Genomic DNA, 20,247 nt, shown 5'->3' with positions numbered 1-20,247 from the left:
CACCAATCTTCGATCTTGACGGTGTCGTCTTCCTCGCTCGAGGATGCGGGGTTGAGAACGAACTCCATCCGCTACGCGGAGTTGACGACCTTCGTGGGAAGATCGGTCTCACGCATGAGCTTTACCTGCGCCGCCTTCGCGGCGTAGTACGGGAACTTCGTGACCACGGGCTTGACAAGGTTGGTGATGGACAGGAAGACGAGATGGCCCACGCCGCTAAGTAACTCGGTGAGGGCCTCGTCATCCGGCGGCATGGGGATGGAGGCGTCGACGCAGACGTCGGTTCCGCGTAATGCCTCCTCGAGACCCTCGCCCGTCGCGAGATCCTCGCCGTTGGGACGAGAGACCTCGACAACCCCGTGCTCCTTCAAGTTGGCGGCAATTTCCTTGCCCGCAGTTCCGGTGGCGCCGATGAGTACGAACTTCATGGGGAATCTCCTTGTGAGATTCGTTGTCGACGGGCGCGCCAGTGTACGCGGGCGTTTAACGGACCTGCCGTCCCCTTTGTCACGATATCGTCTCCCCTACGGCCATACTCACAATTCCATATCATGCAAGCATGAAGAATTTCCGAGTGTATACACCCGAAAAGTATTCAACGCCCGATTACATCAAGGTAGAAGAAAACATCTACCAGCAAGCACCCGATCGTGAGTACGTCACCTCGCTAAGCTTCGAGCAAGAACCCGAGCTCGGCGAAGGCGACTCGCCCCAGGACATTTCCCAGTACCCGCTCGAGGACATTCTCGAGGAGTTCGAAGTACAAATCGAGGACTTCTACGAAGACCTCAATGACGCCAGTGAGAGCACGTGCTATCTCGAATTCGGTGGTGGTGACGTCGAGCGCATCCGTAAGGTACTGGGGCTCGTAGGCAAGCATGCGTACAACAAAACCGACGAGGACGGTGGAGAAGTGCTCGTTATCGAGTGATGTCTCGCGCGGTAACGGCGTAACGCTTGGAGATGGCTTTCACCATCGCGCGATGTTCCTGCAGTGCAGAATCTTGGCGTCCGGGACTAGTCAACGTCGTGGAAGGCACCTGTGCCATGTGGACCATGAGGCGCTCCAACAGATCGATAAGCACCGGGTTAGGTCGTGTCTGTGATGTCGTGTCTCTTAATTGGGGTTAAGCCAGTCAAACACGGCAAATAGAACCATGCCCCTCGACAGTTGATGGCGTGCTTGTCAATTCGGGTAGCAAGGCCCCTACACTTCTTGGCACGGGGGAAGAATCGCTCGACGACGTTGCGATCTTTGTACCGATTCGCGTCAAGCTTGGGAGAGCGCCATTACGTGTTGGTGAATGGCGTCATAGACTCCCGTGCGAGTAGAGATTGCGGCGTTTCCGCACCTTCTGCCAAGGTCCGAAACGTTCTGGAAGACCCCGCCATGGGCATCCGACGCGCAACCTGTAGACAATGGCTTCCATAATGGTGCGATTATCGAAAAACGGCCTGCCGACTTTTCCGGCGCTAGAGGGAAGGTGTGGAGCGATGATTTTCCATGCAGTCTCGGGAATCTCGCGGAAATTCTCGGGTCTGCTCATACCGAAAAACTCTCACACTCACCCTCCATTCATTAAGAGGCACGACTTAGAAGGATCACCGCGCCCAGGGATCGCCATGCAAGCTCTCGCGATAGAACTCCCCTTTCCTAAGAAGAATGTCGCCTCACTACTGGGCACAACACCCGAATCTTTGTCCCGCACGGGCACAGCCAAATCTCCGAAACACATATCACGGCAGACGCAGCGAAGTGCAAAGAAGTACACTGGATTACATTGGATTACAGCGAAGTACAGTGAAGTACACTGAAATACACTGAACTACATCGAAGTACATTAATCCTCGGCATGAACCAGTGGAGAAACTCATGGAACGAATCCGTAACCCATTCACCGCCGCCCTCGGCGTTAGTCCGGCAGTTCTTGCCGGCCGTGAGGAAGAGCTCGATCTCATCACCATGGCAATGCTCGGCGGTCCTGGTGCCCACGAACGGGTCAGCGTCGTCAGTGGTGCTCGCGGCAGCGGCAAGACGGTCTTTCTCAACGCTGTCGAAGACCGTGCTTCCCAACTTGGCTGGACCATCATCTCCGAAACAGCTACACAGGGCGTCGTCGAGCGCATTCGCAATACAGCCGAGCGCAATCTTCAGGAATTCTCCCCTGCGGACAAACGTCGCCTCTCCGGCATTTCAATCGCCGGTATTGGCTCCATCAATTGGGAAACTGATCCAATCTCCCCCACACAATCATCACTGCGTACCGCCCTTACCGCGTTGCTCGACGCCAAGGCACAACTCGATTCCATCACCGGTCAACCGCCCAGCGGCGTACTGATCACCCTCGACGAGCTCCATTACACAAATCGCGACGAAATCATTGAATTCGCTACAACGATTCAACACCTCCTCCGGGAGAATCGTGAAATCACAGTCATCATGGCGGGTATCCCCTCGGCTGTGAAGCCCTTGCTTTCTAGTCCGGACGGTTCCAATCCCATCACCTTCCTTCGCCGCGCTAACCGCATCGATCTCGGAGCAATCCCAGATCCCGATGTCAGTTCCGTTCTCACTGACACTGCGAAAATTGCTAATTTCAGCTGGCACGAGTCAGCTCTGCGCACCGCAACTGAAGAAAGCGGCGGCTACCCCTTTTATTTCCAGCTGATTGGGCTGTGGTCCTTTTTTGAGGCCCAAAAGTCTGGTCGCACAAATATCACTGGCCAGGACGTCGCTGTGGGCATAAAGCGCGCAACAAATAAGCTCCATCAGCTCGTCCACGAACCCGCCATCGCCGACATCACCCCTGGTGAACGGGATTTCCTCATCGCCCTTGCCCAGTGCGACCTCCCCGCTCGGAATATCGATGTGCTCAGCATCATGGGGACCTCGCCGCAAAACATCAGCAACTACCGGCAAAAGCTCCTAAGCCTCGACCTCGTTATCGAAACGGCAGACCGGAAAATGACCTTCCAACTTCCACGGCTCGAGGACTATCTCCTAAGCATTCAAGGGAAATAGACTCCTGATGCGCCCTACGCCGCAGATCACTCGGGGCATCGGAAAGCTCTGCTTACAGCTCCCCCAGCCGCACAAGCGCCTCCTCGGTCGGCGACCCAGCAGAGGCGGCCACGGGTGCGAGCGTACACACGCTCTTTTCACGCCGCGCACTATGCCTATGATGAGATAAAATGACGTCTACCTTCTCTCACTCATGACCGCATTCTCACTCAATTTCAAGCGCTGGGAGATCGACTCCAACTCCCCTGTCGCTCCTCTCGTCGGTACGAGGATCCGGCGCGGAATTTATATTCTCGAGTTCACTAACGGGGAACGCTACGTCGGCCTTACCGAAAACATCGTCCAACGTTTCCGTACCCACGCGCATGGTTCGAAGCATCACCCCGCATGGACGGATATTTCTGCGCTCCGATTCGCCCGTGTTCCCCAGAAAGAGGCCCTCGGCCCGCTCGAGCAAACCATGATTGCCGAGCAGCTAAACGAGCGGCAACGCCTTCGAAATCGCACGTTTAACTTTGACTCGAACGAGCCCAGACCGCTGGATTTCACAATCAGCGTCGAGGAGCAACAGCACTGGATTCAGCAAACCTGGGGCCGCGAGGCCTATAACTTTAGCGAGTTTCCCAATCTCGGGCCGCTCCCGAGCCCTAAAGTCCAACGTTCCACCGACGCAGCAACGTATGCCAAGATCCTGGCTGATCTCTCCTTCGCGCTGTCCGATATCATTCCGCTCGCGCCGGATACCGAGAAAGAGTTCTGGACGCTGACCGATCTCCCTTCAACGAATAGCAACAGCCGGTACGCCGCTATCAATACTGGCGTGGTGGAAATGCTCGTCCTGCACAACGACGAGTTCTACCTGGAGGTCGGCGTCGACCATCTACCGGGGCCTTCCGGTTACCTCAACGTCTCGCCCGGTGACGAGGACACCAACGATTTCATCACGGCCATGCGCAAAGCCAAGAAGCCCGGTCAGATACCCATCCAGTTCTCGGTTCTTCGTTACAAGCCGATTGAAGCGGTTCCCGTCTTCTATCCCCTCGGCAAGCTCAGCGACGTTATGCACGAGCGCCCCGAGTTGCTGCAGGCGGCGCGCGAATTCGCCGTGAAGAATATGCGCTATCGCAACGGTGGGCTCTTCCGACGCTTCCATAGCCGCGCGCTCACGGACGCGGTGTACCAGCATCTCATCGATGTCGGAGAGACGACAAAGCGCGGCTAGAACGAGGATGCACCGGCGCCGGCGACGCCGAGCACCACGAGCTCCGCGACCGCGATGGGATCGTCGAGGTCAATCTCGAGAATCTCGGCGGCGTCGGCAATGCGCTTACGCACGGTGTGTCGGTGGGTATTTAGCGCATCAGCGGTGCGCACATAGTGCCCGCTGTTGCGCAGATAGGCCTGAAGTGTCTGTTCATACTCGCTGCCGTGGGCCGCGTCGTACTCGCGCAACTTACCCCAGGTTTCAGCGAAGCGGTGGGCGACGGCGGCACCAACGCCTTCGTCGCCTAGCCAATTGAGCGTGCGCGACTCGGGGCCCACGAGCGCGCCAGGTTGCAAGCCGAAGGCGACTTTTTCCAAGTCACGGACAGTGGATTCGCGCAGGCGCGACCACTCGAGGGGTGAGCCAACGACAATGCGTTTGCCGCCGCGGATGTCGAGGAGGAGTTCCTGAATATTGCGCATGGAACGGTTGCCGCGCAGCAGGAATAACCAGGTGAGGTCATCGACCTCCACGGCGAAGAGCAGGCGGCCTTGTTCCGCGAGATTGCGGTCAAGCGCCTCAATGAAGCGCGCATGCGCTCGTGCCGACTCGGATTTGACGAGGACCGGACGGACTTTGCCTTCCGTATCGCTGGCTTGGCGGAAGATGCGTTGCATCGATTCGTCGCGGCCTGTGAGACCAAGCTGCATAGACACGGCCAGCGTGGTGAGCTCGCGCTGTGCGCGGCGCAGCTCCTGTGGGCGTCGAATGATGAGCTCGGCAAGGCCGGCTGCGTGTTTGAGCAAGGCGCGCTGACTGGCGTCGAAGTAGTGGTCGGCCATGGCCACGAGACCATGCGTTTGATTGCCGCTCGGAGAAAGACGGTGCGCCAGAACATTGACGTCCCCCACCTTGCCGGCGATTCCAAAACCACGATGGCGCGCGTCATCGATGACATGGTTGAGCTCGATGTTTTCAAAGCCGGGCAAGACCGCCGCTGCAGACACACGGCCGTCCAAGTCCACAAGACAAACGCTCGCGTCAAGGGCCTGCGCCGTGCCGGTGACGAGCCCGTTCAGGCCCTGGCCGGCCGCGAGGTTGAGACGGCCTTGGAGCTCAAGAAGAACCTCGAGACGGCGCTCACGGCGTTGCGCGAGCTCGCGGTGCACGGCCGTGGAGACCGAAATAAACGGCACGTCAAGGGGGATGGCGAGAAGGGAGACGTCGTGGGCGAGGGCGGCGTCGGCAAGCTCGTGCGGGACCTCGGGGAAGACGACGCCCACGCCGAAGCCAATGCCGGCGGCCCCGGCGGCAGAAAGGCGGGCGACATAGTCGCTGAAAGCCTCCGGATGATCGCGAAAAGCGATGCCGGTGAGCAAAACGAGGGTGCCCTCACCGACATATTTTTCGGGATTTTCAAGCTCGCACGGGTGCACCATGCCAAAAGAACGGCCCGAATCATGGACCACGCGCAGGCCCAAATTTCGACGGCTTGCAAGCCACGAAATTGAAAGCGTATCGCCCATTTCTGCATCCACGTGCGCTGATGACCGAGTCATCACACCCCACCTTCCTATATACATTGTGTACAAATTAGCGTTTTCATTTCGACACAATGTTTATATGCCACGCTACACTCCGTCGGCACAATGACTCCCATCACATTTTTATTTGAATCGGAGGAGTGACATGCAGGACTTCAATCACCGCATTCCGCAAGAGCGGAAAGTTGTGACCCCCATCCCTGGCCCGCGCAGCCAGGAACTCGAGGAGCAGCGCGAGCAGGAGCTCGCCCGTGGCCTCGTGCCGGGCTTGCCCGCGTACATCGTGGACGGCGACGGCGGCGTCCTCGTGGACGTCGATGGCAACTCCTTCATCGACTTCGCCTCGGGCATCGCGGTGACCACCGTCGGCGCGTCCAACCCGCGCGTGACCGCGGCAATCGCTGAGGCGGCGTCGCACCTCACCCACACCTGCTTTCTCAATGCACCCTACGAGGGATTCCTCCAGGTCTCGAAGAAGCTCAACGAACTAACCCCAGGCGACCACGAGAAGAAGACCGCACTGTTTTCGACCGGCGCGGAGGCCATTGAGAACGCCGTGAAGATTGCACGTAACTACACGGGCAAGAACCGCATCGTCGTCTTCGACGGCGCGTTCCACGGCCGCACGAACCTCACCATGACGATGACGGCGAAGAACAAGCCGTACAAGTCTGGCTTTGGCACCCTAGCCTCTGATATCTACCGCGTGCAGGGGTCCTACCCGCTGCGCGACGGCCTGAGCGGCGCAGACGCGGCGGAGCGCACCATCCGCTCCATCGAGCAGGTCATCGGCGCGGAGGACATCGCAGCGCTCGTCATCGAGCCGCTGCAGGGCGAGGGCGGCTTCATCGAGCCAGCCGAGGGCTTCCTTCCGGCGCTGCTGGAGTGGTGCCGCGCGAACGACGTCGTCTTCGTCGCAGACGAGATTCAGGCCGGCATGTGCCGCACGGGCGACTGGTTCGCGAGCAATCACGAGGGCCTAGTCCCGGACCTCATCACCACGGCAAAGGGCGTGGGCGGCGGTATGCCGCTGTCAGCCGTCACCGGCCGTGCCGAAATCATGGACGCACCGGGACCGGGCTCCCTGGGCGGCACGTACGCCGGCAACCCGGTGGCGTGCGCGGCCTCGCTCGCGGCCATCGCAGAGATGGAGGAGCACGACCTCGCGGCACGTGCCCGTGAGATCGAAGCGATTGCCCGCGAGATCCTCGAGCCACTCACCGAGCTGCCCACCGTCGCCGAGGTCCGCGGCCGCGGCGCGATGATTGCCCTCGAGTTCGTCGACGAGAACGGTCGCCCGAACCCGGCGCTCACCTCCACCGTCGCCAGCGCCTGCAAGGAGCAGGGCGTTCTCATCCTCACCTGTGGTCTGGACGGCAACGTCATCCGCCTCCTGCCGCCGCTGGTCATCAACGAGTCCACCCTGCGTGACGGCCTCGAGGTCCTCGCCGCAGAAATCCGTAAGAACTAAAGCACACCCCCACTTACCCTGCAAGGAGAACCAACATGTCTGACAAGCACATCTACGACTGCATCATCCTCGGCACCGGCTACGGCGGACTCGGCATGGGCGCCCAGCTCGTCAAGGACAACCTCGAGAACTTCCTCATCCTCGAGGCCGCGGACGAGGTCGGCGGCGTGTGGCGCGATAACACGTACCCGGGCGCCGCCTGCGATACCCAGGCGCTTATCTACTGCTACTCTTACTTCCTCAATCTCGGCGTGTCCCGTATGTTCGCTGGCCAGGACGAGATGCTCGGCTACCTCAAGGAGCTCGCCACCGAGTTCGGTCTCTACGAGCACATCAAGTTCAACAACCGTATCGTCCGCTCCGAGTGGAACGAGGAGCGCAAGGCCTGGGAGATCGCCACCTCCACCGGCGACATCTACTACGGCCGCGTCTTTGTGGGCGCCTGGGGCCAGCTCTCCAAGCCGAAGGTTCCAGACTTTGCCGGCCGCGAGACCTTCGAGGGTACGCAGTTCCACTCCGCCGAGTGGGACCACACCGTTGACCTCAAGGGCAAGAACGTCGCCGTGGTGGGCAACGCGGCCTCCGCGGTCCAGCTCGTGCCGGAGGTGGCGAAGGAGGCCGGACACCTCGCCGTCTTCCAGCGCTCCGCGAACTACATCCTGCCGCGCAACCAGGTCATCTTCACCGACGAGGAGCTGCGCGAATTCCAGGAAAACCCGGACTCTTACCGCGCCATTCGCCAGGAGATCCACGACACCCGCGAGGACGGCTTCGAGCGCACCCGCAAGGGCACCGACGCTGCTCAGGAAGGCGTCGAGCAGGCCATGGAGCACCTCACCTCCCAGGTCAACGACCCGGAGCTGGTAAATAAGCTCACCCCGACCTTCGCGTTCGGCTGCAAGCGCATCCTGCGCTCCGATGACTTCTACCCGACCTTCAACCGCGACAACGTCTCGCTGGTCACCGAGGGCATGGAAGAAATCACCCCGAAGGGTATCCGCACCGCAGACGGCGTAGAGCACGAGTTCGACGTCATCATCTACGCCACCGGCTTCCACTCCCAGGAGTTCCAGGGAGACCTACCAGTCATCGGCCGAGGTGGCCTCGACCTGCGCGAGCGCTGGGGCAACGCGCCGGAGGCATACCTGGGCATGACCGTAGACGGCTTCCCCAACTTCTTCATGCTCTACGGCCCGAACACGAACCTCAACCACCACTCGGTCGTGGCCATGCTCGAAGAGCAGGACAAGTACATCCGCCAGGCCGTCGAGTACCTCCGCGACAACCCGGACAAGGTCCTGGACGTCGACCCGCAGGTCCTGCGCGAGTTCAACGACCGCATCCAGGCTGAGCTCAACGAGTCCGCCTTCTCCGCCGACTGCTCCTCCTGGTACAAGAACGAGGACGGCAAGGTCATCAACAACTGGTCCGGCAACGTTGCCGAGTACCAGGACCTCACCCGCACCCTCGAGCTGGCTGACTACGGGGTGGCCTAATGCACACGCTCGCTGACGAATTCACTGGCCGCCCCATCACGGAGGACGCATGGAAGTCCGTGGGTCCCTTCCGCGCCGGAGGCGGGGTCCCCTTTCACCACATTGAGATCCCCACGGTGCGCGAGAACTACGTGGCTTCGACCGCGCAGAACGGTCTCTCGGAAGAAACGGAGCCTTTCACGCAGGACTTCGAGGTAGGCGAGTTTCGGGTACGTCTCACGGACCCGCGTCCCGACAGCGAGCGTGACGCCGCCACCCCCGCAATCCTATTCATCCATGGCGGTGGCTGGCTCATGGGCAACCTGGACACGCACCACTCTGCGGTGCGCCGCCTCGCGGTCGAGTCCGGGCTGCCGGCGGTGGCGGTCGATTATCGGCTCGCGCCGGAGCACCTCTACCCCGCGGCCATCGATGACTGCCGCGCCGCGTTGCACTGGCTTTCCGACGCCGCCGCTCCGCACGGTCTGCACGTCACCAACGTCGCCATCGCGGGCGACTCGGCGGGTGGTCAACTCACGGCCATCCTGGCGAACGAGTTCTCCGGGGACGACTCCGTCGCCCCCATCTCCAGCCAGGTGCTCATCTATCCCATCACGGATATCTCGGATCAGCGCACGGAGTCTGGCGCCTCGTACCAGCGCGTGACCGAGGGCTTCCCCATGGTGGCGGAGACCATGCGCTGGTTCATCCGGACCTACCTGCCGGAGGGCCAGGACAAGACGGTCGCCGACCTGTCCCCGCTGCTCCACGAGCTGCCGGAGAACCTGCCGCCCGCCTACGTCATTACGGTGGACAACGACCCGCTCGCGGACGAGGGCGGCGAGTACGCCCTTAAGTTGGCCAAGGCCGGCTGTGACGTCCGGTACGAGCACCTGCGCGGGTACCACCACGGCTTGTTCACGTCTGCCGGCGTGATGCAGTGTGGCGAGGAAGGCCTGAGCGACATCGCGAAGTTCATCGCCGTCCACGCTCGCAAGCACGCGTAACCCCGAAGCCCCAGTGTGAAGTGCTTCTTCGCGCTGGGGCTTTCGTGAACCAAACTCTAGGAATTTCCCTTCACTCATCCCTACAATCAAATATCTATCGACCGAAAGGTAAACCAATGATTCAACGAGCTTTAGGCATCTCCATGGCCTTCATTGGCGTCCTCGTCGGCGCGAGCTTCGCCTCCGGCCGCGAGGCCCTCCAATACTTCGTTGCGTTCGGCAACTGGGGCATTGTTGGCGCCATCGTGACGTCCATCTGCGTCATGATTGCCGGCATCTCCATGCTGCAGCTGGGCAGCTACCACCGCGCGAAGGACCACAACTCGGTGTTCACGGTCATCTCCGGCCCCGTGACCTCCCGCGTCCTCGACATCGCGACGATGACGTGTCTCTTCTGCATCGGCTTCGCCATGTTCGCGGGCGCTGGGTCCAATATGAAGCAGCAGTTCGGTTGGGACATCTGGATCGGCGCGGGCATCATGCTGGCCCTCGTCCTGCTCACCGGCCTCCTCGACGTGGACAAGGTCACCAAGGTCATCGGCGCCGTCACTCCGTTCATCATTATCCTCATCACCATCGGCACGATGTACACCATCTTCACCGCGCAGCCCGACTTCACGCACCTCAACGAGCAGGCACAGGAGATTCCCACGACGCTGCCCAACTGGTGGGTCTCGGCCATCAACTCGGTTGGCCTCCAGGTCATCGTCGTAGTGTCCATGGCCATCGTCATCGGCGGCAACTTCCTCGACTCTCGCGAGGTCGGCCTCGGCGGCATCATCGGCGGCTTCATCTTCCTCTTCCTCCTCGCCGTGCTCGTCGGCTCCATGTACATCTCCGTCGAGACCGTCCTGGAGACGGACATGCCGACCCTCGCTATGGTCACCAAGATTCACCCGGCGCTCGGTACGCTCATGGCGTTTGCCATCTACGGCATGATCTACAACACGGCCATCGGCATGTTCTACGCCTTGGCCAAACGCCTCACCCGCGACCACCGTCAGCACTTCTACAAGGTCTACGTCGCCATCGTCCTCGTCGGCTTCGTCCTGTCCTTCATCGGCTTCTCTGAGCTCATCGGCTGGGTCTACCCCATCCTCGGCTACATGGGCATCCTCTGCATGTTCGTCATCGGTTGGTCCTGGTGGAAGAACCGCCGCGAGCTCGAGAGCGAGACCCAGCTGCGCCGCCGTGCCCGCGAGCTCATGGCCAAGCGCTTCGAAGGCGAAGAGGCGCTCACCCAGGACGAGGAGCAGGAAATCATCGCCATCGCCCGCATCTCCAACATCCCGGAGCACACCTTCATCGAAGAAATCGCAACGGAGATCAACGCTCGCGAGGACATCACCGTCGCCTCGACGCTACCACTGTCCACTGCGGATAACAGCGTCGACATCGCCGACCTCGAGTCCGCGGCCTCCGTCAACGACATGAAGGCCGCTGAGAAGAAGGCGCACACCCGCCCTTAGACACGCCAAGCCACCCGCTTCCCCTCGTGGGGAGCGGGTCTTTCGCGTTGTAGTGGCGGTTGCTGGCGCTAGTTACACGGCACGGCGGGGCCGAATTCCCGCCGCTTGTAAATCCACCCGTCCTCGCCCTTGCAGTAGACGTCGCCGTCTCTCTTTTTCATGTTGTGGTATTTGCACAGCATGAGGATGTTGTCCAGGTTGGTCTCCCCGCCTTTAATGGCTCACGCAGCGAGCGCTCACGGTGTGCGCGTTGTCTCACATCGGTTCGCCGCGGCTCAGACAAGAGAAATGCCACAAGCGCTCAGTTCTAGTAGCTGGGCGCCTGTGGCGGTAGGCGTGAGTCGATACGGACTAGGAACGGTCCTCGCGTGATACAGAGGTATCGGTCTTTACATCCTGAGTGTGGAAGTGCGGGGTCGGACGGCCTTGCTCGTCCACGTCATTGAGTTGGGCGAGCTCAGTGAAGTCCGCCTGAGCATCCGCGAAGCCCTCGTTGGGGTCAATCTCGTCGAAGTTACGGATCGTGCCGTCGCGCTCATCCTTGAACATGTCCTTGCCGTAAATGACAAGTACCATGATGATGCCCGCAGCGAAGCCCCAGGCCGCGCCCTGCGTGGCGAGGACACCAGCAGTAATGCCTGCGATGCCGAGGTCCTTCTGGTTCTTTGCCTCCATGATGCCCACGCGGACGGAGACGAAGCCCTGAATGATGAGAGTGAGCGCCAGGCCGATGGGCAGGATGGGCTCAACGAAGGAAATAATGGGCAGAAGCAACAGGCCGGTGTTTGTTCCCCAGCGGAAAGAGCCGGCACCACCGAAGACGGAGCGCATGGCGCGCTTACCCTGCTTGTAGCGCTCAACAATGACAACGTGCATCGCCGCCCAGAGCGGACCACACATAGCGACGTCAGGGCCGATGATCGACATGATCATATTGCGTCCGCCGAAGAGGAGGTGGGCGCGCGACGGACTGTAGACCACGGCTTCGTCAGTACGGACGTGGTCCGCTTCCTTAAGCACCGCGTTGGCTTGGAGGACGTCACCGAACACCACGATGTAGGCGGCAAGCACGGTCGGAATAGCCGTGAGGAACATGTGCGCAGGCGGTAAGCCAAGACCGAAGATGGTGTACTCGCTCCACAAGGTAGCGAAGTCAGGGCTGGAGAAGCCCCACTCGATGTCCGGCCACGGTGCCTCGCCGACCAACGGTGCGACGAAGATAGCTACGAAGATAGCTGGCAGGATGCCCAACGAAGCGATGAAGCGCCAACCGGCCGCTTTCTGACGCAGACCAGCGAAGGACCGCGAGTACATCAGGTAGAACGCGATGGCCACCGCGATGGTGATGGTCACGGGGTACGAGTGGAAGCGACCATCTTCCTTGAATACGGAGAAGATAGCGGCGATACCTGCGCCGAGGACGATGCCCGCGCGCAGTCCTGAAGGAATGACGCGCACAACCTTCGACGCCAATCCTGTGGCGCCGAGGGTGATAGAGAATATGCCAAGCAAGAGCTGGAAACTAATGAGCGCCCAGACGCGTTGTTCGCCTTCGGGGAAGGTCTGCACGTACACGATAAGCAGCGGGATAGCCGGGGTGATCCAGCCAGGGACGACAGGGTCGCCAAGCAGGTGGTGCGTGAGGTAGAGCAGACCGTTGAGCATGACCACGGCGAGGGCAACCTCGAAGGGCATGCCGAGTGCCTCGGTCATGAGCGGAATGGCGCCAAGGTCGACGACGCACATGAACAAACCTTGGGCGTAGTCCGGCCACTCGATGCGGTAGTGGACAAACGGCAGGCGAATGTCGAAAGGACCGGCCCTCCAGTGCGGAGATTCTTGGCCGATGCCCTGTTCAGGCTCAGCCAGTGCCTTCGATGCCTGATGATCTTCAGGCTGGGATGCGGAATGAGACATGAGATACCAATCTGATGGAAAACATGAAGCCCGGCCACCGCGCTCGAGACGCGGTTCCGGGATTGGCGAACGCCCCGAGCTGGGGCTGAACGAGAATTAGTCGAACTCGATGATCTGACGCAGTGCCACGCCCTCAGAGAGGTTGTCCATGGCCTGGTTGATATCGGCAAGCTTGATGTGGCTGGAGATGAGGCCTTCAGCGTTGAGCTTGCCGTCGCGCCAGAGCTGCTCGTACTTCGGGATGTCCTTGGTCGGGACGGAAGAACCGAGGTAGCAGCCATGGACGCGACGGGCCTCGCCAGTCATGACGAGAGGGTCGATGGCGATGGTGGAGCCCGGCGCCGGCAGACCGACGGTGACGGTCAGACCGCCCGGACCGGTGAGCTTGTAGGCAGTTTCGAGAGCCTTGGGGTGACCGGCGGCCTCGACGACGGCGGTGAACTTCTTGCCGGAGGCTTCGGCCTCAGCCGGGGTCATGGCATCGGTGGCGCCAAGCTCGATGGCCTTGGCACACTTGTCAGCCTGCATGTCGATGCCCACAATCTCCTTCACACCGAGTGCTGCGGCGGTGATGATAGCGGACATGCCCACGCCACCGAGGCCGACAACGGCAATGGAATCTTCCGGCTTCGGGTCAATCTCGTTGAGGATGGCGCCGCCTCCCGTGAGGATGGCGCAGCCAAAGATGGCGGCGATGTCGGCAGGGACGTCAGAACCGATGGGAACAACGGAGAGCTCAGAGACGACCGCGTGCGTCGCGAAGCCGGAGACGCCGAGGTGGTGCTGGACGGTCTCGCCGTTGCGGGTGAGGTGGCGGGTACCGCGGATGAGCGTGCCCTCGTTGTTGGTCTTGGAACCGACCTCACACGGCATCTTTCCGTCGGTCTTGCAGCCATCGCACTCGCCGCAGCGCGGGAGGAAGGTCATGACGACATGGTCGCCGACCTTCACCTTGCTCACACCGGGACCGACTTCCTCGACGACGCCAGCAGACTCGTGGCCGAGCAGCATGGGCAGCGGGCGCGGACGGTTGTTGTTCACCACGGACAGGTCCGAGTGACAGATGCCGGCCGCGGTGATCTTAACCAGGATTTCGCCTTCGCCCGGCGCGGTGAGCTCAAGCTCGCTGATGGAAATCGGCTGCGAATCCGCGTAGGGACGCGCGGCATCCGAGCGCTCGAGCACAGCGCCCTGGATGGTGATGGTGTCAGACATGTGGACTCCTTCGAGGTTGTGTGATGTGCAACTCAATCTAGTCAGAATCCAGCAGGACGCCAGAGGTTTCCTTAGGAGAATAATCCACCATTCAGCGTGACGGGTGTGTAAATCTACACACCCGTGTGGCTGCGGCCTCGCGCTAGCGCACGAATCCGGAGCGCAAGCTGGGTATCGAGGCTTCGCTCCCCTGTTGCCCAATCCTCCCCAAGGACCCGGCTAATGCGCTCGAGGCGCTGGCGCACGGTATTAACGTGGAGGTACAACTCGCGTGCGGTTCCGGGAATGCTGTGTCCGCTCAAGAAGAACTGGTAGGCCGTCGCCTCGAGCTCCGTGTCATGCGCGGCGTCGTACTCAACAAGCGCGCCCACACTACGCCTTACGAGCGTCGCCAGTGCACTCGGGTCCGCTCTCAGGATGAGCCCCACTGCACCGAGCGTATCTTCGGTGACGAGCTCGCCGCTCATGCCCAATGTGATCGCGGCATCGAGGTACGCCATCGCCGAATCGTGTGCCTCGTGCGCCTCCGTCACACCGGCAACGGGTGCGGCCGCAACGAAGACGGGCGCGGACGACTCCGCGACGAGCCGACGCACGGACGTTGCGACATCCCTATCCGGCTGAAAGAGCACGCAGTAATGCTGCTCATGACGCGTGACTGCCGACGCCCCATCGAGCAACCCATCCAGACGCATCCGGGACAGTGCCGGGTCGGCGCAGTTGACGCCGAGGAAATACAGCGACTCTGGTTGCGCGAGGTCGATGCCTGTCAGCCGTTTGAGACGCAACGCCTCTTCATTTCCGGCGGTGCCCACTGCAACGGAGTAGACAAGGTCATCAACCTTGCGCGCGGTGGCATCGACAAGCGCCTCGTTGAAGAGAGCGATGGCGGCGAAAGCCGCGGAGGCATGCCCCACGACGCGCAGCTCCACGTCGTTAATACCTTTGGGCACGCAGATCGCCCCAAGGAAACGCCCATGGAACTCGACCGGAAGCACGCTGCGATTATCCACGCTCCTCGTGTTGTTGTGCTTGCGTGCCGCGGCGATGGCATCCGTCCACTCGTCGCGCGTGCCATCGCCCACGAAGGTAGATGATTCTTCTAGCCACAGCTCGACCTGCACACCCAAGAACTCGCTAAGCACCTCCGCAAGTTCCTCGAACCGTGCATCGCCGATGAGGACTGCGAGCAGCCGGGAGTCGGCATCGGCAAGTTTGTGCAATTCCTCGACGTGGGTGCGCAGTTCCAACTGCGAACGGCTGAGCTTCGCGACAGACTCGCCCTGGGACTCGATGACGCGCGCCGTATCAAGTGCTACCGCCGTCATCGCGCCGAGGAGCTCGATAGCCATAATTTCATCACGCGAGTAATGCCGCGGGTGGCGGTCGCCGACGAGCAACGCGCCCACGGTCTTGCCACTGATGCGAATGGGCGCACCCAGAATTCCTCGAATACCCTCGGCTTCCACCGCCTCATCCACGTAATCGACGTGACTGACCTCCGGATCCTCAGCGTGATCATATGTCCAGGCGGGGCGATTCGTGGCCGCCACAATGCCCAAGATGCCAGTGCCGATGGGCATGCGAATATTCCGAAAGCCCTCCGTCACAACGCCAGCCGTAGCAAGGATATTGGTAAATCCCGACTCGTCATCGTTGAGACTGATGTACCCAATGTGCGCGCCAATGATAGAGCGCGCATGCCGCACGATGGTGTCAAGCACGTCATTCGACGCGCGACCCGCATTGAGCATTTGCGAGACTTCCAAAATCTTCGTCGACATGACGCGCCACGTGCGGTTGGAATCGATGGTGTTTTCCAGCATGCGCAGCGCCGAAAGCTCGTCCTCCTGCAACGACGCGAGCAAATGATCAGGTATGGTCACCGAGCTATTGAGCCTGCGCAGGATTTCGCTCAATGCTGACACAGCGTCCTCCTTTTCCTTCGCACACGACTGTGATGTGTGTCCATCTTGGCACACGCAGGGACTACACACTGGCATTTTCGCAGGCCCACGTCAGGCGTGCCGGGAGCTGGCGCTTTCGACACATTCCCAACCAATGTCGACTCCGGGCTACTACATGCTCTCGCTTGAACGGGCCTGACCCCCGAAAAGTGGACACGTCGGGGGTCAGGCCTAGGCGCGCCGTTGGAAGATTCCTACGACGCCCCTTTCGGTTCAAAGACGATGAAGCTCATCTTCGACTAGCGCAGCGGGTCGAAGTCCTTAATCTCCGGCAGGGTCTCGCCCGTCTCAATGAGGTGTGCCAGCGCCCGGCCGGACGCTGGGCCGAGGACCACGCCCCACATGCCGTGTCCGCCTGAGACGTAAACGTTCGGCGCCTTGGTTGCGCCGATGAGGGGCAGGCCGTCTGGGGTGACTGGGCGGCTGCCCACCCATTCGTCCTGGCGGTCATCGAAGTTGATGCCGGTGAACATCTCACTCGCGTGCTTGATCATGGACTGCACGCGCTTTGGATCGAATGCCGCATCCGCGTCGCGGAACTCCATGGTGCCGGCGATGCGGAAACGGCCCCGGTACGGGGTGCAGGCAAGACGCTGGGCTGGCAGGTAGACCGGATAGTCGATGGAATTCTCGCCGGTGTCGACGCTGAAGGAATAGCCGCGGCCTGCTTGTACGCGGGTACGCACGCCAAGGCGGCGAGCGAGCTTCGGCAGCCATGCACCAGTTGCAATAACCACGCTGTCCGCCTGCAGGCGCTCACCCGTGGAGAGCTCAACTACTGGCTTGCGGGTGGACTGGACATCCACCACGGAAGCGCCGGTGCGGATTTCGACGCCGCGGGAGCGGAGGGCGTCGGCAAGCTTGTGGCAGAAGGGGCCCGGTTCAAAGTAGCGCTGGTTGCCCAGCTTGAATACGAGGTTCACCGAGTCAGATAGGTGGGGGACGAAGTCGCGGGGATTGGAAATCTCCTCGAAAGGCACTTCCTGGCCGTGGCGTACGGCGCCTTCGACCTCTTCGATGAAGCCGGCGGCCTCAGCCTCATTCTTGAAGGCGATGATAAATGGGCTGTCCTTGGTCCAGGATTCCACGCCGCCCTCAACGAGCTCGTCGTATGCGCCCAGCGCCTTAAGGTTGATGGGAGTAAGCGCCTTCATGGTGTGGTCCCAGGCGCGCTGGTTCGCGTTCGCCATGAACCGCACACCGAAGTCCACGACCTTGGGGTCCGGAATCAGCGGCACGTGCAGTGCTGCGTTCGGGTCGAGGAATGCCTGAGGGGTGTAGCGCCACAGCTCACGGTTTGCCAGCGGGATGGTCTTGCCCGGGCTCAACCAACCGGCGTTGCCCCACGAGGAGCCGGCTGCCACGCCGTCGCGGTCAATGACCGTGACCTCGTGTCCGGCTTTACGCAGGAACCAGGCGGTGGACAAACCCACCATGCCCGCGCCGATAACGATTGAATGATTTGCCACCACTTTCTACTCCTTAGATAGTCACGGTTTTAGCCAGCCCCTTCATTGGCACAGGCTAGGTTCTATGTCACATATTAAGACAATTGTGGGAAATGCTACTACATCCCATAGACCGCGACATCCGTTTTGAATAGGCGCAGTTAAAACCAGAAACATTAGAAAGCTGAGCAAGAATGAGCGGTGACAATAATTAAATAGCGCCTCCCTATTAGCTCTAGAAATCTCGAAACTTGGGCCCACGGTAAGGAATGGCAAATAAGCGAATCGGCTTGACCCAAGCACCGAAGGCTGAAGCAAAGAGGAGCAGACATGAAGGACATCAAGATCAATCGACTCATCACCCTGCTTCTGGGAATCGCCCCAGCCACCGGCGAAGTGATGAGACTTCCGGCCTTGCACATCGGTATGTGGGAGGTTCCGCTCGTTGTGGCTTCGGCGCTCATTGTGATGGCCACTTTGTGGTGAGCACCGCGGTCGCACTATTGAGGCAGGGGCCTACGGCATCGACAATGAGCGCAATATCTTCCTCGGAGTAGTCAGCATGAGCCGTAAGTCTTAGCAATGCCTGTCCGAGCGGTACCGACGGATAGCGGATCGGAGAAACAATTACTCCCCTTTCAGCTGCCTGTGCCGCACACTCCATAGCTGCGCCCTCAGCGCCTACCGGCAAGACGATAATAGGTGCGGGCGAGTCCACCACTTTCCAACCGTTCGCCCGCAGACGCTGCCGAAGGTTGCGCACGACGCGGGCAAGCCGTTGCACTCGCGAAGGAACGAGAGCTAACGCCGCACTGATGGTGGCTGCCTGCGATGGCGGCATGGACGTTGAGAAGATGTAGCTGCGGCAACGTTGGCGGCATAGCTCGATAAGTGGCTCACTGCCCGCGACGAAAGCGCCCGCCACACCTAGTGCTTTGCTCGCGGTACCGATATAGATATCCGACAAGGGCAAATCGAAATGCTCACAAACGCCGCGTCCATTTTTGCCAAGTGTGCCGATCCCGTGCGCGTCATCGATCATCAACCAGGCGTTGGAATCCTGAGCAAGTTCCTGAAGCGCATGGAGATTCGCAAGCTCGCCGGACATGGAAAATACGCCGTCACTGACAATCAATCGGCGCTCCGATGCATCGGCAGCAAGCTGCTCTTCTAAGGTTTTCACGTCAAGGTGCGGATAAACAGATGACCGGACCCCTTGGCAGCTCGACTTGGCCAGCCGGATGCCGTCGATGATGCTCGCATGATTATCAGCATCAGAGAAAATAGAAAGCCTCTCGCCACAATCTCGCGCAGCTGCAGCAAGCGCAGGAATTACTCCCATGTTGGCGTGGTAACCCGAACCAAACACGAGCGCTGCCGGCGCACCGACAAACCCAGCCAGATCACGCTCGAGCGCTACGTGATAGTCACTCGTACCCGTGGTCAGACGCGATCCTCCTGACCCCACCCCGGCGCGCAACGTTGCTTTGTGGGCTGCGTCGGCAAGCGCGCGATTCGCCCCGAGCCCCAGGTAATCAGACGATCCCGCAAGCAGCGTTTCACGCCCATCGACCACGGTGTGCGGACTTTGACTACCGCTAATGATCCTTTCGGCTCTTTCCAGACCACGCTCACACCACGAAGCATTAGAACTGCATACCCAGTCTTTCAGGCTCATTGCCAAGAACCTTCCACGAGGACAGGCTTTTCACGCAGCCACTGCTCTGTCGCCGGAAGTACACTAAGTGCGCCTGAATAGAACAAGACACGTCCACCTTGTTTCCCGCCTTCAGCCTTGACGTTGCGCAAAGCCGTATAGGAACCTTCGACCGCAACATAACCCGTGGTGTAGCTCGGGTCATCGGAAATACAGACTTCCGCGACAATGCCCGGCGCAGCAAGAGCCTTGGATGCTAAAGCAACGGCATCAGCCCGATGGTTCTTCGACTCGGCACAAAGGAAATCAGCCCAATCAAATGTTCCCACCCGAACGCCACGTTGCCCATGAGTGTCTAGACGCTCACCGGTTTCAGCGCAGACAATGCTCGCACCGCGCATATCGCGGGTGCGGTACAGAAGCTCGATACCTCGGCGGGCTGCGCTCTCGGAAACACGGTTGTTCCTAGCGAGCACGGTTATCATCGCTGTTTGCGCAGACTCCGGGTTCTCGCAGTCCCGTGCACTAACCTTCAAGGCGCTGACATGAGCAATGTCGCTTGCTGCAACCGCCCGCGTAGCAATGTTGATGGAATCCGGCACGCCCTTCTCGTGCCGCAACGCACGAGTAGCAAGCTCTGAGCTCACGCGAGGAACAAGGTGCGGTTCTACGATGCGTTCTGCACCCGAGATATGCCTACCTTCAAGGCTTGCACGCATCTTAATACTCATCAGCACAGTCGAGGTTTCTGCCATGCAGGTATCGTAGCCCAGCATCTTGAACACCGTTCAATAATTATCGAAACAGGGTTAATCCCCTCTCCTAGCTCCGCTCGGAAACGCACTTACCGA

At 60.4% G+C, this 20,247-nt stretch carries 18 protein-coding genes and 1 pseudogene; 8 read left to right on the top strand and 11 right to left on the bottom strand.

Translation table 11 applies throughout. The features are described from left to right. Positions 1-71: 71 nt before the first annotated feature. Positions 72-428, bottom strand: coding sequence for an SDR family oxidoreductase (locus HMPREF0308_RS04455; RefSeq protein ID WP_005529115.1), 357 nt, complete (start codon positions 426-428; stop codon positions 72-74). A gap of 146 nt (positions 429-574) precedes the next feature. Here HMPREF0308_RS04455 and HMPREF0308_RS04450 point away from each other — a divergent pair, with 146 nt between their 5' ends. After that, positions 575-931: a hypothetical protein gene (locus HMPREF0308_RS04450; protein WP_211205699.1), complete on the top strand. Its 357-nt coding sequence runs from the start codon at positions 575-577 to the stop codon at positions 929-931. Here HMPREF0308_RS04450 and HMPREF0308_RS13210 read toward each other — a convergent pair. From HMPREF0308_RS13210 to HMPREF0308_RS14430, 3 genes and pseudogenes are all read right to left on the bottom strand, one after another. Then, positions 921-1,085 carry an FCD domain-containing protein gene (locus HMPREF0308_RS13210; RefSeq protein ID WP_005529111.1) on the bottom strand — a complete coding sequence of 55 codons (165 nt, stop codon included), beginning with the start codon at positions 1,083-1,085 and terminating at the stop codon, positions 921-923. The genes HMPREF0308_RS04450 and HMPREF0308_RS13210 overlap by 11 nt on opposite strands. Positions 1,086-1,089: 4 nt before the next feature. Further along, a pseudogene (locus HMPREF0308_RS14435) lies at positions 1,090-1,278 on the bottom strand (hypothetical protein); the annotation flags it as partial. Positions 1,279-1,310: 32 nt separating this feature from the next. Further along, complete coding sequence (locus HMPREF0308_RS14430) at positions 1,311-1,547, bottom strand: transposase (protein WP_005529109.1); 237 nt, start codon at positions 1,545-1,547, stop codon at positions 1,311-1,313. 326 nt (positions 1,548-1,873) lie between these two features. Here HMPREF0308_RS14430 and HMPREF0308_RS04445 point away from each other — a divergent pair, with 326 nt between their 5' ends. Together HMPREF0308_RS04445 and HMPREF0308_RS12950 are read left to right on the top strand one after the other, a co-directional pair. Next, on the top strand, positions 1,874-3,022 hold the full coding sequence (locus tag HMPREF0308_RS04445; protein ID WP_005529107.1) for an ATP-binding protein: 1,149 nt from the start codon (positions 1,874-1,876) through the stop codon (positions 3,020-3,022). Between the two features lie 193 nt (positions 3,023-3,215). Next, positions 3,216-4,244: a GIY-YIG nuclease family protein gene (locus HMPREF0308_RS12950; RefSeq protein ID WP_005529106.1), complete on the top strand. Its 1,029-nt coding sequence runs from the start codon at positions 3,216-3,218 to the stop codon at positions 4,242-4,244. Here the strand turns inward: HMPREF0308_RS12950 and HMPREF0308_RS04435 are convergent. After that, entirely contained in the window at positions 4,241-5,785 is a 1,545-nt protein-coding gene (locus HMPREF0308_RS04435) for a helix-turn-helix domain-containing protein (protein ID WP_236251955.1), read from the bottom strand. The genes HMPREF0308_RS12950 and HMPREF0308_RS04435 overlap by 4 nt on opposite strands. A gap of 130 nt (positions 5,786-5,915) precedes the next feature. On the opposite strand from HMPREF0308_RS04435, the gene gabT reads away from it, so the two are divergent. The 4 genes from gabT (at position 5,916) to HMPREF0308_RS04415 (ending at position 11,192) form a co-directional block, all read left to right on the top strand. Beyond that, a complete protein-coding gene (gabT, locus tag HMPREF0308_RS04430) occupies positions 5,916-7,241 on the top strand; it encodes a 4-aminobutyrate--2-oxoglutarate transaminase (protein ID WP_005529101.1) in 1,326 nt (441 codons plus the stop codon). Positions 7,242-7,276: 35 nt separating this feature from the next. Then, positions 7,277-8,737 (top strand): flavin-containing monooxygenase, encoded by a 1,461-nt coding sequence (locus HMPREF0308_RS04425; RefSeq protein ID WP_005529100.1) that lies wholly within the window; start codon positions 7,277-7,279, stop codon positions 8,735-8,737. After that, complete coding sequence (locus HMPREF0308_RS04420; protein WP_005529098.1) at positions 8,737-9,723, top strand: alpha/beta hydrolase; 987 nt, start codon at positions 8,737-8,739, stop codon at positions 9,721-9,723. Before HMPREF0308_RS04425 ends, HMPREF0308_RS04420 begins: the two co-directional genes overlap by 1 nt. Positions 9,724-9,839: 116 nt before the next feature. Beyond that, the gene (locus HMPREF0308_RS04415) at positions 9,840-11,192 is read left to right on the top strand and encodes a YkvI family membrane protein (protein ID WP_005529096.1); all 1,353 of its coding nucleotides are present in this window, start codon (positions 9,840-9,842) and stop codon (positions 11,190-11,192) included. Between the two features lie 351 nt (positions 11,193-11,543). Here the strand turns inward: HMPREF0308_RS04415 and HMPREF0308_RS04410 are convergent, their stop codons facing one another. The 4 genes from HMPREF0308_RS04410 to HMPREF0308_RS04395 all read right to left on the bottom strand — a co-directional run bounded on the left by HMPREF0308_RS04410 (position 11,544) and on the right by HMPREF0308_RS04395 (position 17,760). After that, on the bottom strand, positions 11,544-13,109 hold the full coding sequence (locus HMPREF0308_RS04410) for a hypothetical protein (RefSeq protein WP_005529094.1): 1,566 nt from the start codon (positions 13,107-13,109) through the stop codon (positions 11,544-11,546). Between the two features lie 96 nt (positions 13,110-13,205). Next, on the bottom strand, positions 13,206-14,324 hold the full coding sequence (locus HMPREF0308_RS04405) for an alcohol dehydrogenase catalytic domain-containing protein (protein WP_005529092.1): 1,119 nt from the start codon (positions 14,322-14,324) through the stop codon (positions 13,206-13,208). A 113-nt stretch (positions 14,325-14,437) separates the two neighbouring features. After that, positions 14,438-16,252: a helix-turn-helix domain-containing protein gene (locus HMPREF0308_RS04400; protein WP_034656845.1), complete on the bottom strand. Its 1,815-nt coding sequence runs from the start codon at positions 16,250-16,252 to the stop codon at positions 14,438-14,440. 278 nt (positions 16,253-16,530) lie between these two features. After that, positions 16,531-17,760, bottom strand: a complete 1,230-nt coding sequence (locus HMPREF0308_RS04395; RefSeq protein ID WP_080548611.1) for an NAD(P)/FAD-dependent oxidoreductase — start codon at positions 17,758-17,760, stop codon at positions 16,531-16,533. A 309-nt stretch (positions 17,761-18,069) separates the two neighbouring features. Here HMPREF0308_RS04395 and HMPREF0308_RS13610 point away from each other — a divergent pair, with 309 nt between their 5' ends. Further along, positions 18,070-18,225 carry a hypothetical protein gene (locus tag HMPREF0308_RS13610; protein WP_005529087.1) on the top strand — a complete coding sequence of 52 codons (156 nt, stop codon included), beginning with the start codon at positions 18,070-18,072 and terminating at the stop codon, positions 18,223-18,225. Here the strand turns inward: HMPREF0308_RS13610 and HMPREF0308_RS04390 are convergent. Both HMPREF0308_RS04390 and HMPREF0308_RS04385 read right to left on the bottom strand, forming a co-directional pair. Further along, complete coding sequence (locus tag HMPREF0308_RS04390) at positions 18,200-19,417, bottom strand: aminotransferase class I/II-fold pyridoxal phosphate-dependent enzyme (protein ID WP_005529085.1); 1,218 nt, start codon at positions 19,415-19,417, stop codon at positions 18,200-18,202. The genes HMPREF0308_RS13610 and HMPREF0308_RS04390 overlap by 26 nt on opposite strands. After that, a complete protein-coding gene (locus tag HMPREF0308_RS04385; RefSeq protein ID WP_005529084.1) occupies positions 19,414-20,172 on the bottom strand; it encodes a 6-carboxyhexanoate--CoA ligase in 759 nt (252 codons plus the stop codon). The genes HMPREF0308_RS04390 and HMPREF0308_RS04385 overlap by 4 nt, the downstream gene beginning before the upstream one ends. Between the last annotated feature and the right edge of the window lie 75 nt (positions 20,173-20,247).

Origin of the sequence: Corynebacterium striatum ATCC 6940 (genome assembly GCF_000159135.1) — a bacterium.
In the GTDB taxonomy this organism is placed as follows: domain Bacteria; phylum Actinomycetota; class Actinomycetes; order Mycobacteriales; family Mycobacteriaceae; genus Corynebacterium; species Corynebacterium striatum.
The sequence above is the reverse complement of the archived record's forward strand: the minus strand, read 5'-3'. Positions and strand labels throughout refer to the sequence as shown.